20 protein-coding genes and 1 pseudogene are annotated in these 20,842 nt (G+C 69.7%); 9 read left to right on the top strand and 12 right to left on the bottom strand.

What is annotated here, in order from left to right; translation table 11 throughout:
- The first annotated feature begins 2 nt into the window (after positions 1 to 2).
- The 3 genes from AC0OLQ_RS18800 to AC0OLQ_RS18790 are packed head-to-tail and all read left to right on the top strand — an operon-like array spanning position 3 to position 1,211.
- Positions 3 to 368, top strand: a complete 366-nt coding sequence (locus AC0OLQ_RS18800; RefSeq protein ID WP_357345367.1) for a hypothetical protein — start codon at positions 3 to 5, stop codon at positions 366 to 368.
- A 25-nt stretch (positions 369 to 393) separates the two neighbouring features.
- Positions 394 to 732 carry an ArsR/SmtB family transcription factor gene (locus tag AC0OLQ_RS18795; RefSeq protein WP_484527284.1) on the top strand — a complete coding sequence of 113 codons (339 nt, stop codon included), beginning with the start codon at positions 394 to 396 and terminating at the stop codon, positions 730 to 732.
- Positions 729 to 1,211, top strand: a complete 483-nt coding sequence (locus AC0OLQ_RS18790) for an SRPBCC domain-containing protein (RefSeq protein ID WP_357345363.1) — start codon at positions 729 to 731, stop codon at positions 1,209 to 1,211. Before AC0OLQ_RS18795 ends, AC0OLQ_RS18790 begins: the two co-directional genes overlap by 4 nt.
- A gap of 74 nt (positions 1,212 to 1,285) precedes the next feature.
- On the opposite strand, the pseudogene AC0OLQ_RS18785 reads toward AC0OLQ_RS18790, so the two are convergent.
- From AC0OLQ_RS18785 to sigJ, 5 genes and pseudogenes are all read right to left on the bottom strand, one after another.
- Positions 1,286 to 1,504: pseudogene (locus AC0OLQ_RS18785) on the bottom strand (trypsin-like serine protease); the annotation flags it as partial.
- A gap of 46 nt (positions 1,505 to 1,550) precedes the next feature.
- Entirely contained in the window at positions 1,551 to 2,447 is an 897-nt protein-coding gene (locus AC0OLQ_RS18780) for a bifunctional helix-turn-helix transcriptional regulator/GNAT family N-acetyltransferase (protein WP_484527283.1), read from the bottom strand.
- Between the two features lie 72 nt (positions 2,448 to 2,519).
- Complete coding sequence (locus AC0OLQ_RS18775) at positions 2,520 to 3,188, bottom strand: DNA alkylation repair protein (RefSeq protein ID WP_484527282.1); 669 nt, start codon at positions 3,186 to 3,188, stop codon at positions 2,520 to 2,522.
- 188 nt (positions 3,189 to 3,376) lie between these two features.
- On the bottom strand, positions 3,377 to 3,604 hold the full coding sequence (locus AC0OLQ_RS18770; RefSeq protein WP_484527281.1) for a hypothetical protein: 228 nt from the start codon (positions 3,602 to 3,604) through the stop codon (positions 3,377 to 3,379).
- 89 nt (positions 3,605 to 3,693) lie between these two features.
- Complete coding sequence (sigJ, locus tag AC0OLQ_RS18765; protein ID WP_484527280.1) at positions 3,694 to 4,782, bottom strand: RNA polymerase sigma factor SigJ; 1,089 nt, start codon at positions 4,780 to 4,782, stop codon at positions 3,694 to 3,696.
- A gap of 157 nt (positions 4,783 to 4,939) precedes the next feature.
- On the opposite strand from sigJ, the gene AC0OLQ_RS18760 reads away from it, so the two are divergent.
- The 6 genes from AC0OLQ_RS18760 (at position 4,940) to AC0OLQ_RS18735 (ending at position 11,758) form a co-directional block, all read left to right on the top strand.
- Positions 4,940 to 5,557, top strand: a complete 618-nt coding sequence (locus AC0OLQ_RS18760) for a hypothetical protein (protein ID WP_484527279.1) — start codon at positions 4,940 to 4,942, stop codon at positions 5,555 to 5,557.
- A 282-nt stretch (positions 5,558 to 5,839) separates the two neighbouring features.
- Positions 5,840 to 6,322, top strand: coding sequence for an SRPBCC family protein (locus AC0OLQ_RS18755; protein ID WP_484527278.1), 483 nt, complete (start codon positions 5,840 to 5,842; stop codon positions 6,320 to 6,322).
- A gap of 194 nt (positions 6,323 to 6,516) precedes the next feature.
- Positions 6,517 to 7,812 (top strand): IS701 family transposase, encoded by a 1,296-nt coding sequence (locus AC0OLQ_RS18750; RefSeq protein WP_484527277.1) that lies wholly within the window; start codon positions 6,517 to 6,519, stop codon positions 7,810 to 7,812.
- Between the two features lie 109 nt (positions 7,813 to 7,921).
- Positions 7,922 to 8,524, top strand: coding sequence for an alpha/beta hydrolase (locus tag AC0OLQ_RS18745; RefSeq protein WP_484527276.1), 603 nt, complete (start codon positions 7,922 to 7,924; stop codon positions 8,522 to 8,524).
- 148 nt (positions 8,525 to 8,672) lie between these two features.
- On the top strand, positions 8,673 to 9,371 hold the full coding sequence (locus AC0OLQ_RS18740; protein WP_484527275.1) for a permease-like cell division protein FtsX: 699 nt from the start codon (positions 8,673 to 8,675) through the stop codon (positions 9,369 to 9,371).
- Positions 9,372 to 10,324: 953 nt separating this feature from the next.
- Entirely contained in the window at positions 10,325 to 11,758 is a 1,434-nt protein-coding gene (locus AC0OLQ_RS18735; RefSeq protein ID WP_484527274.1) for a glycoside hydrolase family 62 protein, read from the top strand.
- An 84-nt stretch (positions 11,759 to 11,842) separates the two neighbouring features.
- Here the strand turns inward: AC0OLQ_RS18735 and araA are convergent, their stop codons facing one another.
- The 7 genes from araA to araB all read right to left on the bottom strand — a co-directional run bounded on the left by araA (position 11,843) and on the right by araB (position 20,578).
- Positions 11,843 to 13,345, bottom strand: a complete 1,503-nt coding sequence (gene araA, locus AC0OLQ_RS18730) for an L-arabinose isomerase (protein ID WP_357345343.1) — start codon at positions 13,343 to 13,345, stop codon at positions 11,843 to 11,845.
- Between the two features lie 26 nt (positions 13,346 to 13,371).
- Complete coding sequence (gene yjfF, locus AC0OLQ_RS18725; protein ID WP_484527273.1) at positions 13,372 to 14,361, bottom strand: galactofuranose ABC transporter, permease protein YjfF; 990 nt, start codon at positions 14,359 to 14,361, stop codon at positions 13,372 to 13,374.
- Positions 14,358 to 15,428, bottom strand: a complete 1,071-nt coding sequence (locus AC0OLQ_RS18720) for an ABC transporter permease (protein WP_484527272.1) — start codon at positions 15,426 to 15,428, stop codon at positions 14,358 to 14,360. The genes yjfF and AC0OLQ_RS18720 overlap by 4 nt, the downstream gene beginning before the upstream one ends.
- Complete coding sequence (locus AC0OLQ_RS18715) at positions 15,425 to 16,966, bottom strand: sugar ABC transporter ATP-binding protein (RefSeq protein ID WP_484527271.1); 1,542 nt, start codon at positions 16,964 to 16,966, stop codon at positions 15,425 to 15,427. Before AC0OLQ_RS18715 ends, AC0OLQ_RS18720 begins: the two co-directional genes overlap by 4 nt.
- Positions 16,967 to 17,064: 98 nt before the next feature.
- The gene (locus AC0OLQ_RS18710) at positions 17,065 to 18,054 is read right to left on the bottom strand and encodes an ABC transporter substrate-binding protein (RefSeq protein ID WP_484532383.1); all 990 of its coding nucleotides are present in this window, start codon (positions 18,052 to 18,054) and stop codon (positions 17,065 to 17,067) included.
- Positions 18,055 to 18,203: 149 nt separating this feature from the next.
- Complete coding sequence (locus AC0OLQ_RS18705) at positions 18,204 to 18,896, bottom strand: L-ribulose-5-phosphate 4-epimerase (RefSeq protein WP_357344747.1); 693 nt, start codon at positions 18,894 to 18,896, stop codon at positions 18,204 to 18,206.
- Complete coding sequence (gene araB / locus AC0OLQ_RS18700; protein ID WP_484527270.1) at positions 18,893 to 20,578, bottom strand: ribulokinase; 1,686 nt, start codon at positions 20,576 to 20,578, stop codon at positions 18,893 to 18,895. Before araB ends, AC0OLQ_RS18705 begins: the two co-directional genes overlap by 4 nt.
- Between the last annotated feature and the right edge of the window lie 264 nt (positions 20,579 to 20,842).

The following is a 20,842-nucleotide window of genomic DNA, read 5'->3' as shown; positions in this document are numbered from 1 at the left end:
GCATGGATCGCTTCGAGGGCCGTTGCCAGCTGAACTGGTGGGCGAACTCCTCCACCGCGTTCGTCGCGGAGATCGCGGTGGTCATTGCCGCCACTGCCGGCGGCTGGGACGCCGAGGGCCACCTGATCAGCGATGACATCGACGAGCACGAGGGGCTTCGTTTCCTCTGCGACCTCGACCCCGCCTTCACGCTGGCGTTCGAGGACGGCAGCACGATCCCCGTGACTGTCCGCAGCGGCCAGGAAGGCGGCCGGTTCGCCCTGACCGAACACCCCGGGCCGGAGCACCAGTCGGTCGAACAGCGAATCGATCCCTATTCTGCGGCTTGCCCCGGCCCCGGCACGGGCCCGGCGATCGTTGACATGTGACCTTTTGGTCACCTATGCTGGTCCCGTGAGCGACGACGACGATCTGGTATTCAAGGCGCTCGCCGACCCGACCCGACGCGCCCTGCTCGACCGGCTCTTCGTTCGCGACGGCCAGACGTTGACCGAGCTGGAGTCCGCGTTGGCGATGACCCGTTTCGGCGTCATGAAGCACCTGCGCCTGCTCGAGGACGCCGGCCTCGTCGTGACCCGACGCCAGGGCCGGGAGAAGCTGCACTTTCTCAACCCGGTGCCGATCCGGTCGATCCACGACCGGTGGATCGACAAGTACACCGAGCACCACACCGCGACACTGCTGGAGCTCAAGGCGGAACTCGAACGCGACGACCCGAAGGAGAACCGATGACCACCACGACGACGGCCGGGACGACCAAGGTCTACCGGGTCTACATCAAGGCCACCCCGCAGGCGATCTGGGACGCGATCACCAAGCCGGAGTGGACCCGGAAGTACGGCTACCAGGGCATCGCCGACTACGACCTGCGGCCGGGCGGCCGGTACCGGGCCCTGGCCATCCCCGAGCACCGGGAGGCCGGCATGCCGGAGGTGCCCGTGGAGGGCGAGGTGATCGAGGTGGACCCGCCGGTCCGGCTGGTCCAGACCTGGCGGCCGACCTGGCTGGACGAGCCGGCCACCCGGTTGACCTACGAGATCGCGGAGCGGGGCAACGGCGTCACCTCGCTGACGGTGACCCACGAGCTGGCCGGCGCGCCGCAGACCATGGCGCAGGTCAACGGCGAGGTCGAGAGCGCCGGTGGCGGCTGGGCCCAGGTCCTCAGCGACCTGAAGTCGCTGCTGGAGACCGGCAGTCCGCTCTACGCCTGACCCGGCCTGCCGACGAGGCGCAGGCAAGGGCGGCCCGGCTGGTCGTGAGCCGGGCCGCCCGTCCGGTCGTACGGTCAGCCGCCGAGGCTCGCGGCGGCCGAGGCGATCGCCGAGGAGAAGTAGCTCGCCTGGGTGTAGACACCGGGGTAGTTGGGCCGGGCGCAGCCGTTGCCCCAGCTGACGATGCCGACCTGGATCCAGGCGTTGGTGGCGTCGCGGCGGAACATCGGACCACCCGAGTCGCCCTGGCAGGTGTCCACGCCGCCGGCGGCGTATCCGGCGCAGATTTTCTGGCCATACCCATCGGGTCCTATAGCCCCGATATGAACACCTGTCACGTCACGGCGCCAGGCACTTCTCGAACCAGTGGTGCGCGTAGGGCTCGTCGTTGTACGGCTCGATCTCCCGATAGCCGGCGGCGCGGTACATGGCGATCGCCTCGGTCAGGTTGCGGTTGGTGTCGAGCCGGACAGCGGTCCAGCCGCGCTCGGCGGCGTACCGCTCCAGCTGGTCCAGCAGCCGCCGGCCGACACCGAGACCGCGTACGGTGTCCGCCACCCACACCCGCTTGATCTCCGCCGGCGCGTCGGGGTGGAGCTTGACCGCCCCGCAGCCGACCGGCTCGCCGTTGAGGGTGGCGAGCAGGAACACGCCGGCGGGTGGGACGAGTTCCTCGTCGCGTACCGGCTTGCTCAGCGCCGGGTCGAATCCGTCGTCGAAGCGCTGCGCGACCTCACGGGCATACGCCCGCACGCAGGCGCGGGCTCGGGGATCTCCCGGCGGGCAGGGCTCGACGACCACCATCGAGCCGACGAGCAGCCGCTCCACCTCCGCCATCGCCGCCACCAGACGCTCGCGCCGCTGGTCGCTGAGCGGTTCGAGGATGGACTGGGCCAGCTCGTCGGAACGCTCGTCCAGCTCGGCCCACTCCGCCCGTCCGGCCTCGGTCAGTGCGGCGACGCGTACCCGCCCGTCGCCGCCGGGCCGCGCGGCCGGGCCGACGCTCACCAGCCCGTCGCCCTCCAGGGTGCGCAGGAGCCGGCTGAGGTACCCGGAGTCCAGCCCGAGCCGGGCCCGCAGCGCCGCGACCTCGGCGCCGTCGGGGCCGATCTCCCACAGCAGCCGCGCCTGCGCGAGCGGCCGGTCGCGGGACATGTACTGATCGTCGAGGGCGCCCACCCGTTGGGTGACCGTCCGGTTGAACCGCCGCACAGTGGCGATGAGCTCCGAGTTCATATGCCTGACTTTAGTCAGGCTTCTTCGCGGGGTTGCCAGAGGGGGTCGGGACCGACCACCGCGACGCGCCGGCTAGTCGTGCCGTCGGCGCACCATCTCGCTGATCCAGACCGGCGCGAACGGAGACGTGCAGCCCGGGGAGGTCGGGTAGTCCTTGAGCACCTCCAGGCGCTCGCCGATCTCGATCGCCCGGGCACGGTGCTCGGCGTGCTCGATCCCGATCTGAGCCAGGCAGTGGTTCATCGCCCACTGCAGGCGATCCGGGGCGCCTTTCATCTCCGCCTCGATGACGTCGAGCAGTCCTGCGAGGTCGAGGCCCTCGGGCTTCTTCGCCACACGCTCGGTGGTCAGCGCCCAGCCGGCACTCGCGACCACCGGATCCGGATCGGCGGACCAGGCCACGCGCAGCTCTTCGGAGTGCGGGTTCTTCTTCACCACGTAGCTCACGAGCCAGTCGTGCACCTTGGGTCTGCGCGCCTGGCGCAACATGACGTCCAACTCGTCACGCTCGAACGCCTTCGGGCGGCAGACCAGGATCGCCAGCAGTCTCGCCGCGGTGTCACCCGTCTCCCAGAGCTGGCGCGCGAGTTCCTGCTGCGTCCTCAGCCGCTTCGCGAGGGCGCGCAGCTTGCCGAGGTTCACACCGTGATCGTCACCGTGTCTCTCGTTCACCTCGCGTGTCTTCGGGTCCTCGAGCGCGGCCAGCTCGGCCAGCACGTCGGTCAGCGTCGTCTCGGCCACCTCGACCTCCCGTCCATCACGTGCGAGATGCAGCCTATGACGGAGGTCGGCGGCCTGTGGACGGCCAGCTCGGAGACGTGCCGTCGGTCCGCCCTTGTGGGCTTGAAAGCGATGCCGATGTGCTGGCCGAGCTGAGCGTCGTAGGTGTGCACCGCGATCTCCTGGAGCTGGTGTCGAGCGACGGAACCTCAGGTCCGCGGCGACTGCGACGTACCCCACCACGCCCAGCAACCGCGATCCGGGCCGGCCTTCGGCAGTGCGCCCCTCGCCCAGGTGCCGCACCAGATCGAACAGCGCGTCCACCCGGGGCAGGTCGGCACCTGCACGTCGAGGGTGGGCGCGGAGGCGACCGTGGCCCGGAACGCGGTCGACCGTTCGTCGATCAGCCGCAGCAGGACGGGGAAGTCCAGAGTCATTACCACTGCGGCTGTCCATCACCGTGCTCCGACAACCGGACAGCGGATTCCGCAGCCGACGCGGCGGCGGTTGGACCTGCAGATGCCCGTCACCCCGTCGTCCACGGCCGGAGTTTCTCCGGGTTGCGGACCGCCCAGATGTGCGTGATCCGGTCGCCTGCCATGTCGAACGCGATCACCGTCACGGTGACGCCGTCCTGCTGGGCCACGAGGCCGGGCCGGCCATTGACCGTACGCTCGACGATCCGCAGGTGGGGCGCCTTGCCGGTGACGTCGACGAGCACGCGTGCGACGTGCTCGCCGCCTTCGATCGGGCGGAGTTCGGCGCTGACGAGGCCGCCGCCGTCGCCGATCGCCGTCACATTCGGGTCGAGGAGGCCGATGAGGGCGTCGATGTCCTTGGCTTCCCACGCCTGTTTGAAGTCCCTGACGATCTCGGCCTGCCGGACCACCGGAGTCGCCGGAGCCCGCGACGCGCGAATACGACGCCGGGCCGACGAGGCCAGTTGGCGGCACGCCGCGGGGGTACGGCCGACGATCTCGGCCACTTCGGCGAAGGAGTAGCGGAAGACGTCGTGCAGGACGAACGCGACGCGCTCTGCCGGAGTCATCGACTCGAGCACGACGAGGAAGGCCATGTTGATCGACTCGTCGAGGGTGACCCGGTCGGCCGGGTCGGCGGTGATGCCGTCCGACCGCCCGCCGAGCCACTCCGTCGGTTCGGGCAGCGGCTCCGGAATCCATTCGCCCACGTAGCGCTCCCGCCGGGCGCGCGCCGAGCGCAGCAGGTCGAGGCAGATACGGCTGGCGACGGTCGTCAGCCAGGCTCCGGGCGAGTCGATGGCTTCCTGCTGCTTCGGGGACATGGCGTACCAGCGGGCGTACGTCTCCTGGACGACGTCCTCGGCGTCGGCCAGCGAGCCGAGGAGCCGGTACGCCAGATTGATCAGCCGTTGCCGCTCGCTCATGATCGCGCCGAAGCTCGGATCGGGCCGGCCGTCTCCTGGCTCGGATCGGGTGGTCATGGTGTCGCCGGCTCCCTTGGTCGCGTCCGCCTTCGCCAGTTCGACGAGACAGCACACGGAACTGTGAGGCCGGCGGGTCGCCGCACATTCCGCGGGGTCGTTCGTCGTACTGCTGAGTTCCATCCTGCGAACCACCACGCTGGCGCTGACCAATCCTGCCGGCACCTGTGCGCAGCCGACGCGTCAACCCCACTGCGTCCGGGGCTCCGGCGGCACCCGCCGGCACGGCGCCAGACCATTGCCACGCCTGCGACAATCCCTATTGGACGGCGCCACCGCCCGCGCCCACGGGGACCGCTGAGGAGGCACCTTGCTGTTCCGCCGATCGAAGCGACAGGACGTGGACGCACTCAGGGCGAAGGTTGTCGCGAACCGGGAGAAGGTCCAGTCATGGCTCGGTGGCTGGGACTTCCCCGAGGTCGAGTGGCCCGACGTTCCCGAGATCCCCTTTCCGTGGATCGTGCGGCGCGAGGACGAGCGGATGTGGTGGGAACGCCACGCCCCGTTCATCGACGAGTACGGGTGGATGTTGGAAGCCCGGCCGGTCTCGCAGGGAGTCACCCATGTCGTAGCCGACTGGCAGTTTGGCAAAGGGCACACGTTCGATCTTCTCGATATCGAGTTCCGGAGCGTCGCCGATCCGGCCTACCTGGCAGAGAAGCTCGCCCTGGGAGCGCACGCAGCCGATCTGCCGGGCTGGCAGGAGGACGACATTCAAGATCTGCACGCCTGGCTCTTCGAGGGGATCGACAGCCGCCCGCTGGGCGAGATGGTCAGGGGGCAGCACAGAAGCGGGTTCATCCTCTTCACGCTCACCCGCTGGCCCCACAGCAGAACCGAAATCAACGTCCGCCTGAACATGACGCTGACGGACACCGCTCTCGACGGCACTCCGTTGAACAGCGCCGGAGAGTCACCGCCCGCCTGAAGCAGGCAGCCACGGCGGCCCTGCCGCAGCGCCCCGGGCGCGCAACCCACGGCACAAGTGGCCGACTGACCGAGCGCTCAGGGCTGGCGTCGCGGGCCGCGCCGGGGTCGTCCGCCGTCGGGGTGGGGCCGGCGGCCAGGGGGCACGGCCGCTCGATGTTTAGCGGACGGGCACCCGGGCAGACGGCCTGGATCGCAGCAGGGCTGTAGTGGGAACAATCCGTCGGAGGCAGCGATGCGCCACTCACCACACCGCGCAGGGGAGAATCCGGCCGAGGCGAGAGTGACCATCGAGCGCCGGGTCGCGGACGTCTTCGACTTCTACCGCGACTTTCGGAACCTGCCCCGCTTCCTGGGCGATGTCATGGCCAGCGAACAAATCGGGCCAGCAACATTCCGATGGACAATTCGGGGACCACTCGGCGTCAGACTGAAATCCACGGTACGGCTCACCGAGGAGCGCACAAACCAGTTGCTCCGGTACGAGACGACCGCCGCACCCGTCATGAGATCTCGCTGGACGGTCCGGTTCACCCCAGGGTCCGACCCGGGCCGGACCGAGGTTCACGAGGTGCTGAAGACACCCTTCGGAAGACTGGGCCGCGTAGTGCTGACCCTGGCCGGGAAGCCGCCCGGCGCCGAGGTAGCCGCGAACCTGCGCAGGCTGAAGCAGCTCCTGGAGACGGGAGAAGTCACCGACACCGAGCATGCGGTCGCCGGCAAGTTCGGGCGGCGATCCGTCGGCGATCACCGCCACCCCGATTGACCGGTGCGGTGCGGATCGGGCGTCGCCGGCACCTGGCACCGCTCCGCCAATCAACCCGACGCGACGCCGAGAATGTCAGCATCGCCGCCTAATACTCCAACGTCACTTGGCTTCGGCGTTGGGCGTGGCGTGGGCATGAGGACGGCCACCGCGTTGATCATCGATGGTTTGTGAGGACAACCGAAGATCGTGCGGTGGCCGTGGGCCACAGCCTAGACCTTGACCGGTGGCGGGTCATCCTGGACGAGGCGGTGACGCGTGTCGCTGCCCGGTTCGTGCGGGTGGAGCCACGCCGGACCGCTGGGCAGTTCGTGGAAGGGCTGCTGTCGGACGCGGAACGCAAGACCTGCTGGTCGTTGGCGGAGCGGGCCGGCCACTGCGACCCGCAGGCGATGCAGCGGCTGCTGCGCACGGCGGTGTGGGACGCCGACGCCGTGCGCGATGACGTGCGTTCGTGGCTGGTCGAGCAGCTCGGCCATCCCGACGGTGTGCTGGTCACCGACGAGACCGGCTTCCTGAAGAAGGGTGTGTACTCGGTCGGGGTCCAGCGGCAGTACACCGGCACCGCCGGCCGGGTGGAGAACAGCCAGGTCGGGGTGTTCCTGGCCTATGTCACCCCGCACGGGCGGGCGCTGATCGACCGCCGGCTCTACCTGCCGGAGACGACCTGGTGCGAGCAGCCCGACCGCCTCACCGCCGCCGGCGTGCCGGACGACGTCGGGTTCGCGACGAAGCCTGCCCTGGCCCGGCAGATGATCGCCGCCGCAATCGAGGCTGGCGTCCCGGTCGGGTGGGTGACCGGCGACGAGGTCTACGGCGCCGACCCTGGCCTACGCGCTGACCTGGAACACCGCGAGATCGGCTACGTCCTGGCGGTCGGCTGCGACCGACGCGTGCACGTCAACGACGGCCGCACCCTCATACGCGTCGACGAACTCGCCGACCGGATCCCCACCAGCGAGTGGCAGCAGCACAGCTGTGGACCGGGAGCGAAAGGCCCCCGCGACTACCTGTGGGCGTGGATCACCACCGCCACCCAGCCAGGTGAGCACCGGTGGCTGCTCATCCGCCGCAACCGCACCACCGACGAGCTGGCCTTCTACCTGTGCTGGTCACCCCGCCCGGTGCCGCTGCACACCCTCGTGACCGTCGCCGGCTCCCGCTGGAGCATCGAGGAGCTGTTCCAGACCGGTAAAGGCCAGGTCGGCCTGGACCACTACCAGGTCCGCGGCTGGACCGGCTGGCACCGCTTCATCACCCTGGCCATGCTCGCCCTGGCCGTCCTGACCATCCTCGCCGCCACCGCGCAGCAGCCCGACGCTGACCCGGAGATCATCGCGTTGACCGTCGCCGAGATCCGCCGCCTCCTCAACGCCTTCGTCCTCGCCGCATCGCTACCGCCAGAGCACACCCTGCACTGGTCGATCTGGCGGCGAACATCCCAAGCCCGAGCCCGACGATCCCACTACCAGCGCAGACAGGCGAACTGACGTTGGAGTACTAACCTCACCCACGGAACAGCCAACCGCGGCCCGCCGGTCGACTCACACCGAAACCAGACGGCGCGTGCTGGCCCGGAGGCTCTGCCAAGGAGGCTGGGTGGCGACATTTGTCTTGATCCACGGCGCTGGCGACGTCGGCTGGTACTGGCATCTGGTGGAGGCCGAACTCCGCGCCCGGGGCCATGACACTGTCTCGCCGGATCTGCCGTGCGACGACGACTCGGCCGGCCTGCCCGAATACGCCGACGCCGTGGTCGGGGCGATCCGCGGCCGCACCGATCTGATCGTCGTCGCGCAATCGCTCGGCGGCTTCACAGCCCCGCTCGTCTGCGACCGGGTGGCGGTCGAACTGCTCGTCCTGATCGCGCCCATGATCCCCGCGCCGGCGGAAGCGCCCGCCGACTACTGGGTCCACACGGGATACGACCAGGAGGTGCGGGGCGACTACGACGATGCCGTCGCCCTGTTCTACCAGGATGTCCCACCGGAGCTGGCCGCGGAGGCGCTGGAGCGGGCGCGCACGCAGTCCGAGGCCCGGATGGGGGAACCGTCGCCGCTGCGAGCCTGGCCCGATGTCCCCACCCGGGTCCTGATCTGTCGCGATGACCGCCTGTTCCCCGCTGGTTTCCTCCGCCGCGTCGCGCGAGAGCGCCTGGGCATCACCCCGGACGAGATCGACGGCGGCACACCCCCGCGCTGAGCCGTCCCTACGAGCTGGCGGACCGCCTTGCGACCTACGCCGCTGCGCACGGACTGCTCCGTGATTGAAGTCCCGGCATTCCTCCCCCCCTGCGCTCAACACGTCCCAGGGATCACTCGATGCCGCACGCCCACCTACGATCTGACCCATGCGTCGCGTTGCGCCGGTATTGGCGTTGTTACTCCTGACCGCTCCGTCCGCTTGCACCTCCGAGCCGAAGGCGACCGGGCACACCACATTGACCGTCCTGCTCGACCACGACGTGACGGCAGCCCAGAAAGACGTGGTGGAGCAGCGGCTACGCGCGATGCCGAGCGTGGAGGGCATCGCCTTCGAGACCCGCGATCAGGCCTACGAGAAACTGCGGAAAGACTCTCCGGACCTGCTGGGGGATCTCGGTCCGGAGAACCTGCCGGAGTCCCTTCGCGCGACTGTCACGGACGCGTCGGTCGCCGAGGCAGTCGATCTGGTGATGGGCACGGTCGACGGCGTCGAGTGGGTCGGCCTCAAGATCGCCGACGTTGATCCCCTGCCAGCGCGGATCGGGGCGATCGTCCGGCTGGAACCGACCGCTACGGAAGAGCAGCGAGCCTCCGTGGAGGAGGCCGTCCGGGCGCTACCCCACGGTGAATCGATCGAGTTCGAGGACCGTGACGCCGCCTACGAGCGCCTGCGCAAGCAGTGCCAGGGCAAGGGCGATCTCGCGACACAACTCGATCCGCAGGCGGCGCGCCCCTCGCTGCGACTCCAGCTTCCCTTGAACGGGAAGGGTGGGACCGGGCTGCCGGAGATCGGACGCCTTGATGGCGTCGAGGCGGTGCGCTTGGTGCCCGTGTCGATGCTGTGAACGCGCCGATGGCGCGGCCAACCGGGGAGGCGCCACCGGCTCCGCGACGTCAGGGCTCGCGCTGGGCACGACGGGAGATTGGGAGGGAACATGGAGCTCAATTCTGGCGGTACGCCCGGGCCGCGCCTTGCCGACCATTTGGCCGTTCTCGACAACAACGTCTACGGCCGCCTCCCCCGTGCCCCGGGGGCGAAGGCCGTGGCGGAGATTTTCGTACGTGCCGGATGGCGGGCCCGCGCAAGCTCGTGAACCGAGTATGAGGTCGAGCACGAGTGGGTGTGCATCGAACTGGTCGAGCCGTCGCCCGATGAGTGCCTTTTCAGCGGGGTCGTCGACCCATCCCGAGTGGACGAACTCGCTGCCGTCCTCGCGGCTGCGGGCCTGCGCTACTCGATCGAACTATGGAGTGACGACCGAACAAGCATCCTTCGAGAGCTCGCCGGATGACTCTTTCACATGGCTGAGCCCTGCCGAGGACGGAAGGTAGATCAAACCGGCGCACAGGTCGACCTGTGGCTGGGCCCATTGCTCTCACCCGGCCATAGGACCTGTTATCGGTAACATCGCGACCTACCGATATGGCGACCAGTGCGGCCATGCGGAGCACGCCACTCTTCCGCTTATGCGGCAATGGACCGACCGTCGCGGTTGAGCATGTTATCGATAACATGCTATGTTCTGCGCCCAGGAGCCGAGGGCATCCTCCTGTTCGGACCACCGACGTCGAAGGGCACCGGGCACATCCCGGCCGACGTGGGTGACGGATCCGAGCCGCAACGGTCACCCGTCTGAGATCTCGTCCGACCCGATCGCGCCCCATCGCGCGGAGGCCGGTCGACCGCACCCGCAGCGGTCCGGCTCGCTGGCGGCTCCGTCCGGCCGGATCACTCGTTCAGCGCTTCCCCTCCCGCCGTCCGGGCCGGCATACCCCACCCACCATGGAAGGACCTTCGATGCGTACGACGTGGAGAGTCAGGGCGGTGACGCTCGCGGCCACCGCGGGGCTGGTCGCCGCCGCGGCGGCCGTAACCCTGCCCGCGGAGGCTGCCGCCGCCGGCTGCTCGGTCACCTACCAGGTGTCCTCGCAGTGGCAGGGCGGCTTCGGCGCCAACGTCACCGTCACCAACCTGGGCGACCCGGTCAACGGTTGGACGCTGACCTGGTCCTACGCGGCCGGTCAGCAGGTCACGCAGTATTGGAACGCCACCATCACCCAGAGCGGGGGCCAGGTCCGGGCCGTGAACGTCGGCTACAACGGCGGCATCGGCACCAACGCCGCCGTGTCGTTCGGCTTCAACGGCTCGTGGACCGGCAGCAACCCCGCGCCGACCAGCTTCGCCCTCAACGGCACCACCTGCACCGGCGGCACGACCACCCCGCCGCCCGGCACGACGCCCCCGCCCAGCTCTCCCCCGCCCAGCTCACCGCCGCCCACGGGCACCCTGCCGAGCACCTTCCGCTGGTCCTCCAGCGGCGCCCTGATCGGCCCGAAGAACGACGGCCGGGGCATCGTTGGCATCAAGGACCCCTCCGTCGTCTACTACAACGGCAGGTACCACGTCTTCGCCAGCACCGCGCGATCCTCCGGCTACAACCTCGTCTACACCAGCTTCACCGACTGGTCCCAGGCCGGCTCGGCGCCGTTCACCTATCTCGACCAGACCCCGATCGGCGCCGGTTACCGCGCTGCCCCGCAGGTCTTCTACTTCGCACCGCAGCGGCTGTGGTACCTCGTCTACCAGACCGGCAACGCGTCGTACTCCACCAACCCGGACATCAGCAACCCGGCCGGGTGGAGCGCGCCCAAGAACTTCTACATCGACATGCCCCAGATCATCAGGGACAACATCGGCAACGGCTACTGGGTCGACATGTGGGTGATCTGCGACTCGGCCAACTGCTACCTGTTCTCCTCCGACGACAACGGGCACCTCTACCGGTCGCAGACGGCCCTGGCGAACTTCCCGAACGGCATGACCAACACGGTCATCGCCATGCAGGACAGCGACCGCAACCGGCTGTTCGAGGCGTCCAACGTCTACCGGGTCGGCAACCAGTACCTGCTGCTGGTCGAGGCGATCGGCAGCGACGGCCGCCGGTACTTCCGCTCCTGGACCGCCCCGGCGATCACCGGACCCTGGCAGCCGCTGGCCGACGCCGAGAGCAACCCGTTCGCGCGGGCCAACAACGTCACCTTCCCGGGCGGCGCCTGGACGCGCGACATCAGCCACGGCGAGATGATCCGCAGCGGTCACGACCAGACCCTCGCCGTCAGCCCCTGCAACCTGCGCTACCTCTACCAGGGGCTGGACCCGAGCGCCGGCGGTGACTACAACAGCCTGCCCTGGCGGCTCGGCCTGCTCACCCAGACCAACTCCACCTGCTGACCGGAGCACTCCCCCGGCCCGGCGGCCGGCACCCCGGCCGCCGGGCGCAACGGGAAGGGCAGCGAGGCGCCCGCCGTCGCTGCCTCAGAATCCCTTGGCGAGCCGGTAGTAGGCCTGGTTCCAGCGGATCTCCTCGGCGAACCGGCGTGGGTTCGTGTCGGCGTCGATGACGACCAGTTCGGTCCGGCTCATCTCGGCCAGATCGTGCAGCTCCTCGACTCCCACCGCGCGTGACAGCACCGTGTGGTGCGGGGCGCCGGCGGTGATCCACGCTTCGGCCGAGCCGGCCAGGTGCGGCCGGGGACGCCAGACGGCCCGGGCCACCGGGAGCCGGCGCAACGGCTGCGGCGGAGACACCACGTCGATCTCGTTGGCGACGAGCCGGAACCGCTCCCCCATGTCGGCCAGGCCGAGCACCACCGCGGGACCCGGCTCGGCGTCGAAGACCAGTCGGACGGGATCCTCCCGCCCACCGATGCTCAGCGGGTGGATCTCCACGGACGGCACGCCCGTGGCGATGCTCGGGCACACCTCGAGCATGTGCGCGCCGAGGACCAGTTCCCGGCCCGGCGTGAGGTCGTAGGTGTAGTCCTCCATGAACGACGTGCCGCCGTCGACCCCGACCGCCATGGCCTTGAGGGTGTGGACCAGGACGGAGGTCTTCCAGTCACCCTCGCCGCCGAAGCCGTAGCCGTCGGCCATCAGGCGCTGCACGGCGATGCCGGGCAGCTGACGCAGCCCGCCGAGGTCCTCGAAGTTGGTGGTGAAGGCCCGGAACCCGCCGGCCTCCAGGAACGCCCGCAGGCCGAGCTCCAGCCGGGCGGCGTACCGCAGCGCGTCGTGCCGATCGCCTCCCGGGCGCAGCTCGGGCACCACCCGGTAGCTGTCGTCGTACTCCTTGACGAGGTCGTCCACCTGCGCGTCGGCGACCTCACCGACCACCCGGACGAGGTCGTTGACGCCGTAGGTGTTCACCGAGACGCCGAAGCGCAGCTCCGCCTCCACCTTGTCGCCCTCGGTCACCGCGACGTCGCGCATGTTGTCGCCGAAGCGGGCCAGTCGCAGCGACCGCATCGCCGACCAGCCGAGCGCCGCCCGCGCCCAGGCACCGACGCGGGAGACCACGCGCGGGTCGCTGACGTGCCCGGCGACCGTCTTGCGCGCCACCCCGAGGCGGGTCTGGACGAACCCGAATTCCCGGTCGCCGTGGGCGGCCTGGTTCAGGTTCATGAAGTCCATGTCGATGTCGTCCCACGGCAGCAGGACGTTGGCCTGGGTGTGCAGGTGCAGCAGCGGTGTCCGCAGCGCGTCCAGGCCGGCGATCCACATCTTCGCCGGCGAGAAGGTGTGCATCCAGGCAACCACCCCGATCGCGCCCTGCGCGGCGGCGTCGCGGCACACTCGCAGGATGTCGGCGCTGGTGGTCAGGACCGGCTTCCAGACGACCCGGGCGGGAATGTGCGGCGAGTCGTCGAGCGCCTTGGCGATCTGCCGCGACTGGTCGGCCACCTGTCGGAGGGTGTCCTCGCCGTACATGGCCTGGCTGCCGGTGAGGAACCAGATCTCAGGCTCAGCGTGCGTTGCCATGGGGTTGCCTTCCGCGAGATGGTCGGTCACTTGTAGCGGATTCCGATCAGACGTTGGAGCAGGATGAACGCGAAGAGCAGACCGCCGATCACGATCTTGGTCCACCAGGAGTTGAGGCTGCCGTCGAAGGTGATCAGTGTCTGGATGACCCCGAGGACCAGCACCCCGAGCACCGTGCCGAAGACGTAGCCGGAGCCGCCGGTGAGCACGGTCCCGCCGATGACCACGGCCGCGATGACGTCGAGCTCCATGCCCACCGCGATCAGCGGGGCGCCGGAGAGCGTGTAGAACGACAGCAGGATCCCGCCGATCGCCGCGCACAGGCCGCTGATCGTGTAGACGGCGATCCGGGTCCGCCCCACCGGAAGCCCCATGAGCAGGGCCGACTGCGCGTTGCCGCCGATGGCGTACACGTTGCGGCCCAGCCGGGTGTAGGCGAGGGTGTACGCGGCGACGGCGACCACCGCGAAGGCGATGAGCACGCTGATCGACACGAAGTTGCCGCTCGGGTTGCCGATCCTCTCCTGGGACATGCTGGTCCAGAACCCGTCGGTGATCGGGATCGACGAGCCGCTGATGAAGGTGCACATGCCGCGGGCGAAGAACATCCCGGCCAGGGTGACGATGAACGGCTGGATGTCGAAGAAGTGGATCACACAGCCCATCAGGAACCCGAGCGTCGGCCCGATGAGCAGCGCGATGAGCAGCACCAGCGCCGCCGGCAACCCTTCCTGCAGCAGGAACGCCGACACCATCGCGGTCATGGCGACGACCGAGCCGACGGAGAGGTCGATCCCGCCGGTGAGGATCACGAAGGTCATGCCGACCGCGACGACGAGCACGAACCCGTTGTCGATGAAGACGTTGAAGATGACCTGGATGTTGGAGAACGCGCGGTATTGGGAGACCCCGACGCCGTAGAGGACCAGCAGCAGGGCGAGGGTGGCCAGGACCGGCACGTGCCGCCGGGGCAGGCGCGACCAGCTGCGGCCGCCGGTGAGGGACGTCGTGGTCATGCCGGCACCTCCGCCTTCGGCTGATCGTTGACGGTGGCCGGGGTGACCACCGGGGCTCTGCGTCGGGCGAACCGGGCCCGGAAGCCGGGCGCCTGGATGAGGCAGACCGCGATGACCACGACCGCCTTGAACAGCAGGGACGTCTGGGGCGAGATGTTCATGGCGTACACCGTGGTGGTGAGGGTCTGGATGATCAGCGCGCCGAGGATGGTGCCGCTCAGCGAGAACCGGCCACCGGCGAGCGACGTGCCGCCGATGACCACCGCGAGGATCGCGTCGAGTTCGACCCAGAGGCCGGCGGCGTTGCCGTCGGCGCTGGACACGTTGGCGGTCATCATGAAGCCGGCGACGGCGGCACAGACAGCGCTGATCACGTAGACGAGGAAGGTGATCCGCGCGGACCGGATGCCGGCCAGGCGGCTGGCCCGCGCGTTGCCGCCGACCGCCTCGATGATCAGGCCGAGGGCCGTCCGGCGGGTCACCGCGGCGATGACCAGGGCCGCGGCGAGCGCCAGGAAGATGGCCAGGGGCAGGGTCAGCAGGTGGCCGACGCCGATCGCCTTGTACGGGTCGGAGTTGATGGTGAGGATCTGCCCCTCGGTGATCAGCTGGGCGAGGCCCCGGCCGGCGACCATGAGGATCAGCGTGGCGATGATCGGCTGGATGCCGATGACGGCGACCAGGACGCCGTTCCACGCGCCGAGCACCAGGGCCGCCCCCAGTGCCAGGGCCAGCGCGGTCAGCACGCCGCCGATGCTGTTCTGGTCGGGCTGCCGGCTGATGTAGAGGCAGGCGATGGCGCCGCTGATCGCGCAGAGCGAGCCGACCGACAGGTCGATGCCGCCGGTGGCGATCACCAGGGTCATGCCGAGCGCGACCAGGATCAGCGGCGCGCTCAGCCGGACGATGTCGATGAGGCTGCCGTACAGGTGACCGTCCCGTAGCTGCACGGAGAGGAAGCCGGGCCGGTAGATCGTGTTGGCGGCCAGCATGACGACGAGGACGACGACCGGCCAGAAGAGCCGGTGTGTCGTCAACGCGCGGTAGCCGGTCCTTCCGTGGTTCATGACGGCACCCCCTCGTGCCCCGCGCCGGCGGCGATGGCCTGCATGATCCGGTCGGCGTCGACGCTCTCGTCGTTGGTGAGCTGGGTGACCAGTTCGCGGTCACGCATCACGGCGATCCGGTGGCTGAGGCGGAGCACCTCGTCGAGTTCGGCGGAGATGAACAGCACCGCCATTCCACCGTCGGAGAGCTGCGCCACCAGGCGCTGGATCTCGGTCTTCGCCCCGATGTCGATGCCCCGGGTCGGTTCGTCGAGGATCAGCAGGCGAGGCTCGGTGATGAGCCAGCGCGCGAGCAGGACCTTCTGCTGGTTGCCGCCGGAGAGGTTCCCCACCGGGATGTCCGGGTCGGCCGGCCGGATGCTCAGGGCCCGCACGTACCGCTCGACCAGTTCGTCCTGCCGACGGCCGGGGATGGGGCGCAGCCAGCCCCGGGCGGCCTGCAGGGCGAGGATGATGTTCTCCCGCACCGACAGCTCCGCGATGATGCCTTCGGCCCGCCGGTTCTCGGAGCAGAAGCCGATGCCGTGACCGATGGCGGCCACCGGCGTGCGCAGCGACGCGGGGTTGCCGCGCACCCGCACGCTGCCGTGGTCGGCGCGATCGGCGCCGAACAGCAGCCGCGCCACCTCGGTACGACCCGAGCCGAGCAGGCCGGCCAGGCCGACCACCTCTCCCTCGTGGATGGCCAGGCTGAACGGCGCCACCGCCGACCGGCGTCCCAGCTCCTGCACGTCGAGCAGGGGTGCGCCCTCCGCCGCGGCGGCGACGTCGCGCCGGGGCTGCTCGTCGAGGCGCTCCAACACGTCCAGTTCCTTGCCGATCATCTTCTCCACGAGGGTGAGCTGGGGCAGCTCTGTCGTCGCGTACTCGCCGACGAGCTGGCCGTTGCGGAGCACGGTGATCCGGTCGGCGATGTCGTAGACCTGGTCGAGGAAGTGGGTGACGAACAGGATCGCGATCCCGCCGTCGCGCAGTTGGCGCATCACTCTGAACAGCTGCGCGACCTCAGTGGCGTCGAGGCTGGAGGTCGGCTCGTCGAGGACCAGGACCCGGGCCTTGATGTCGATGGCCCGGGCGATCGCCACCATCTGCTGCACGGCCAGCGAATAGCTGGCCAGCGGTGCGTTGACGTCGATGTCCAGGTCGAGCCGGGCGAGCAGGGCCCGGGCCTGGCGGCGCATCTCGCCCCACCGGACCGCACCCAGCCGGCGCGGTTCCCGGCCGATGAAGATGTTCTCCGCCACCGAGAGATTGGTGCAGAGGTTGACCTCCTGGTAGACGGTGCTCACACCGGCCGCGGTGGCCTGCATGGGGCCGCTGAACGACACCTGCTCACCATGGAGCGACACGGTGCCGCCGTCGATGCCGTAGACGCCCGTGAGCACCTTGATGAGGGTGGACTTCCCGGCACCGTTCTCGCCCATCAGCGCGTGCACCTCGCCGGGGAAGAGGCGGAAGTCCACGTTGTCGAGCGCCCGTACCCCGGGGAACGACTTGGTGATCCCCGCCATTGTCAGGACTGGATGGCTCCCTGTCATGCCACCGGGCCTTTCCTGAGGTTGTTGGGCCTGCGCGGCGGCCGGGCCCCGAGGGCCCGGCCGCCGCCTCGGATGCGGGGCGGTCGCCCCTCGTCCGGTCAGTACTTGCGGTTGGGCAGCGCCTCCTTGGCCTGCTCCTGGGTGAAGGTGGTCTCCTGGGTCTCGATGCGGGGCGGGACCTCCTCGCCGTTGTGCACCTTCTTGACCAGGTCCATCAGCTGCGGGCCCAGCAGCGGGCTGCACTCGGCGATGAAGTTGAACTTTCCGTCGGCGAGGGCCTGCATGCCGTCCTTGACCGCGTCGACGGTGATGATGGTGATGTCCTTGCCGGGCACCTTGCCGGCCGCCGTGATCGCCTCCAGCGCGCCCAGGCCCATGTCGTCGTTGTGCGCGAAGAGCACATCGATCTTGGGGTTGGCCTTCAGGAACTGCTCCATCACCTGCTTGCCGCCCGCGCGGGTGAAGTCGCCGGACTGCGAGGCGATGACCTTGAGGTTGGGGCTGGCGGCGATCGCCTCGGCAAAGCCCTTCCTCCGGTCGTTCGCCGGCGCCGAACCCGTCGTACCCTGCAGCTCGACGATGTTGACCGGGCCGGTCGCCGCCTTCTTCTGCTCCACGAGCCACTCGCCCGCGAGCCGGCCCTCCTTCACGAAGTCCGAGCCGAGGAAGGTCTTGTACAGGGACTTGTCGGCCGAGTCGACGGACCGGTCGGTGAGGATGACCGGAATCTTGGCGTCCTTGGCCTCCTTGAGCACGGTGTCCCAACCGGACTCCACGACCGGCGAGAAGGCGATCACGTCGACCTTCTGCTGGATGAAGTTGCGGATGGCCTTGATCTGGTTCTCCTGCTTCTGCTGCGCGTCGTCGAACTTCAGGTCGAAGCCGGCGTCCGCCGCGGCCTCCTTGATCGAGGTGGTGTTCGCCGTACGCCACCCGCTCTCCGCGCCGACCTGGGAGAAGCCCAACGTGATCTTGCCGTCGTCGCCGTTGTCGCCCGTGTCGCTGTTGCCGCAGGCCGCCATGCCGGCGGCGAGCAGCGCGACGGTGAGCACCGCGACGACCTTGCGGGACGGCAGGTGGGTTCTCATTCTCTTCACCGCAATCTCCTCGGTAAGCGTTCCGCGAGCCATGCCGCCGAAGGCGCACGACCTGCGCTGGTGGTGGTGCTGTCAAAGGTGGTGTCGGGGGTGGTGCGACGCGGACGGCCCGGGGGAACGCCGCGCGATCGTGGCGGCCGTCAGGGGCTCGCGGGTGAGGAAGGTCGCTGTCCGTAGACGTTCTGGTAGCGGTCGTGCAGGGCGTCGACGTCGGCGGCCGCCATCGGCACCGGCTCGCCGAGCGCCCGGGCCAGGTGTGCGGTACGGGCGACGTCCTCGCACATAACCGCCGCTTTCACGGCGGCCCGGGCGTCCCGGCCGATGGTGAAGACGCCGTGGTTGCGCATGAGCACGGCGGCCGAGCGGTGACCGGTGAGGGTCTCCACGATGCCCTTGCCGATGTCGTCGCCACCGATGAGCGCGAACGGGCCGATCGGGATCTCCCCGCCGAACTCGTCGGCCTGCGCGGTGAGGTGGCACGGGATGGGCTCGCCGCGGGCGGCCCAGGCGGTCGCGTACGTGCTGTGCGTGTGCACCACCCCACCCACCTCGGGCATGGCACGGTAGACGTAGGCGTGGGCGGCGGTGTCGCTCGACGGTGAGAGGTCACCCTCGACGACCCGGCCGTCGAAGTCGCAGACGACCATGTTCTCCGGCGCCAGGTCGTCGTAGTCGACCCCGCTCGGCTTGATCACCATCAGCTCGTGGCCGGGCACCCGGGCGGAGATGTTCCCCGCCGTCCAGGCGACCAGCCGGTACCGGGTGAGTTCGGCGTGCAGCCGGGCGACGCTCTCCCGGAGCCGCCGGATGTGCTGATCGGGCCGGCCACTCATGCGACCACCTCCAGCGGCGTCGTGACCTGTGCCGCCGATTGGTTGACGGCAGCGTTGCGGATCGCGCGCAGGCGGGACATGACCTCGTTGCCGCCGCGTCCGAAGTGGTCGTGCAACGTCCGGTACTCGGCGTACAGCGCGTCGTAGGCCCGCGCTCGCTGCGGGTCCGGCCGGTACACGTCGCGGTCCACCCGGCCCATCGCGGCGGAGGCCGCGTAGACGTCGGGGTACGCGCCGGCGGCCACCGCGGCGTGGATCGCCGAGCCCAGGGCGGGCCCCTGCGCCGAACCGATGAGGCTCAACGGCCGGCCGGTGACGTCGGCGTAGATCTGCATCAGCAGGCGGTTGGAGGTCAGGCCGCCGGCCACCACCAGTTCCCGGATCGGCACGCCCGCCTCGACGAGCGCCTCGATGATCATCCGGGTGCCGTACGCCGTCGACTCCAGCAACGCCCGGTAGACGTCCGCCGGCCGGGTGGCCAGGGTCATTCCCACGACGAGACCGCTCAGGTCGTGGTTGACCAGCAGGGAGCGGTTGCCGTTCCACCAGTCCAGGGCGATCAGCCCGTGGGCGCCGACCGGCTGCGCCGCGGCCAGCTCGGAGAGCCGCTCGTGCGAGTTCATGCCGGCCGGCGCCGCGTGCTCGACGAACCACCCGAAGATGTCGCCGACCCCGCTCTGCCCGGCCTCGTAGCCCCAGGCGCCGGGGCTGAGCCCGCCCTCGACGACGCCGCACATGCCCGGCACCTCCACCAGCTCGGCGCCGTTGACCACGTGACAGGTCGAGGTGCCCATGATCGCCACCAGGTGGCCGGGCACCAGGGCCTGGGCCGAGGCGGCGGTGACGTGGGCGTCGACGTTGCCGACGGCGACCGCGATCCCCGCCGGCAACCCGGTCCACGCCGCCGCCGTGGCGGTGAGCGCACCGGCCCGGGCGCCCATCGGCAACACCGGCCCGTCCAGCTTGTCGACGAAGTCGGCGAAGCCGCGGTCCAGAGCGGTCAGGAAGTCCCGGGACGGGTACCGGCCGTCCTGGCGGATGCCCTTGTAGCCCGCGGTGCAGAGGTTGCGGGTCTCCACTCCGCACAGCTGCCAGACGATCCAGTCGGCCGCCTCGACGAACCGCTCGGCGCGCCGGTAGATCTCCGGGTCCTCGTCGAGGATCTGCAGGCCCTTGGCGAACTGCCACTCCGCGGAGATCTTCCCGCCGTACCGGCCGATCCACGCCTCGCCGCGTTCGTGCGCCAGCGCGTTGATCCGATCGGCCTGCGCCTGCCCGGCGTGGTGCTTCCAGAGCTTCGGCCAGGCGTGCGGCCGGTTACGCAGCTCTGGCACCTCGCACAGGGGGGTGCCGTCGGCCCGGGTGGGCAGGACCGTGCAGGCGGTGAAGTCGGTCGCGATGCCGATCACCCGACCGGGGTCGATCCCCGCGGCGGCAACGGCGGCCGGCACCGCGTGACGCAGCACGTCCCGGTAGTCCTCGGGGTCCTGCAACGCCCAGTCCGGCGGGAGCGGCTCGACGCCACCCGGCAGGGTGGACTCGATCACGCCGTGGCGGTACTCGTGGACCGCGGTGCCCAGCTCCGCGCCGTCACCGACCCGCACCACCAACGCCCGGCCCGACAGCGTCCCGTAGTCGACCCCGACGACGTACCGGTCCCCCGGTCCGTCCACACCCATCATTTCCACCTCCGCGTGCAGTGGCTCACATTGTTAGCGCTCACATTGGCGTCGGTCAAGACGCCGTCGCAACAGTCCGGTAACGGCACGACCGACGTTCGATGGGCCCTTCTGCGCCCACCGGCAGCATGCCCGGCGCTGGCGTCATTCCGTCGGTCCCGGCCAGGGTCGCCGACGCGAGAAGGCTCCGCCCGCAACGGCGCCACGAACAGCCGAACGACGGGTGTCAGGTCAGAAGCTGTTAGCGGTCACAACGTCCGAGGCCGA

This window comes from Micromonospora sp. Utrum1 (assembly GCF_057197805.1).
The sequence above is the reverse complement of the archived record's forward strand: the minus strand, read 5'-3'. Positions and strand labels throughout refer to the sequence as shown.

Coding starts and splice junctions, on each gene's coding strand:
- AC0OLQ_RS18800 (WP_357345367.1), top strand. CDS start 3: ATGGATCGCTTCGAGGGCCGTTGCCAGCTGAACTGGTGGGCGAACTCC.
- AC0OLQ_RS18790 (WP_357345363.1), top strand. CDS start 729: ATGACCACCACGACGACGGCCGGGACGACCAAGGTCTACCGGGTCTAC.
- AC0OLQ_RS18780 (WP_484527283.1), bottom strand. CDS start 2,447: ATGAACTCGGAGCTCATCGCCACTGTGCGGCGGTTCAACCGGACGGTC.
- AC0OLQ_RS18770 (WP_484527281.1), bottom strand. CDS start 3,604: ATGACTCTGGACTTCCCCGTCCTGCTGCGGCTGATCGACGAACGGTCG.
- AC0OLQ_RS18740 (WP_484527275.1), top strand. CDS start 8,673: ATGCGTCGCGTTGCGCCGGTATTGGCGTTGTTACTCCTGACCGCTCCG.
- AC0OLQ_RS18735 (WP_484527274.1), top strand. CDS start 10,325: ATGCGTACGACGTGGAGAGTCAGGGCGGTGACGCTCGCGGCCACCGCG.
- araA (WP_357345343.1), bottom strand. CDS start 13,345: ATGGCAACGCACGCTGAGCCTGAGATCTGGTTCCTCACCGGCAGCCAG.
- yjfF (WP_484527273.1), bottom strand. CDS start 14,361: ATGACCACGACGTCCCTCACCGGCGGCCGCAGCTGGTCGCGCCTGCCC.
- AC0OLQ_RS18720 (WP_484527272.1), bottom strand. CDS start 15,428: ATGAACCACGGAAGGACCGGCTACCGCGCGTTGACGACACACCGGCTC.
- AC0OLQ_RS18715 (WP_484527271.1), bottom strand. CDS start 16,966: ATGACAGGGAGCCATCCAGTCCTGACAATGGCGGGGATCACCAAGTCG.
- AC0OLQ_RS18710 (WP_484532383.1), bottom strand. CDS start 18,054: ATGAGAACCCACCTGCCGTCCCGCAAGGTCGTCGCGGTGCTCACCGTC.
- AC0OLQ_RS18705 (WP_357344747.1), bottom strand. CDS start 18,896: ATGAGTGGCCGGCCCGATCAGCACATCCGGCGGCTCCGGGAGAGCGTC.
- araB (WP_484527270.1), bottom strand. CDS start 20,578: ATGATGGGTGTGGACGGACCGGGGGACCGGTACGTCGTCGGGGTCGAC.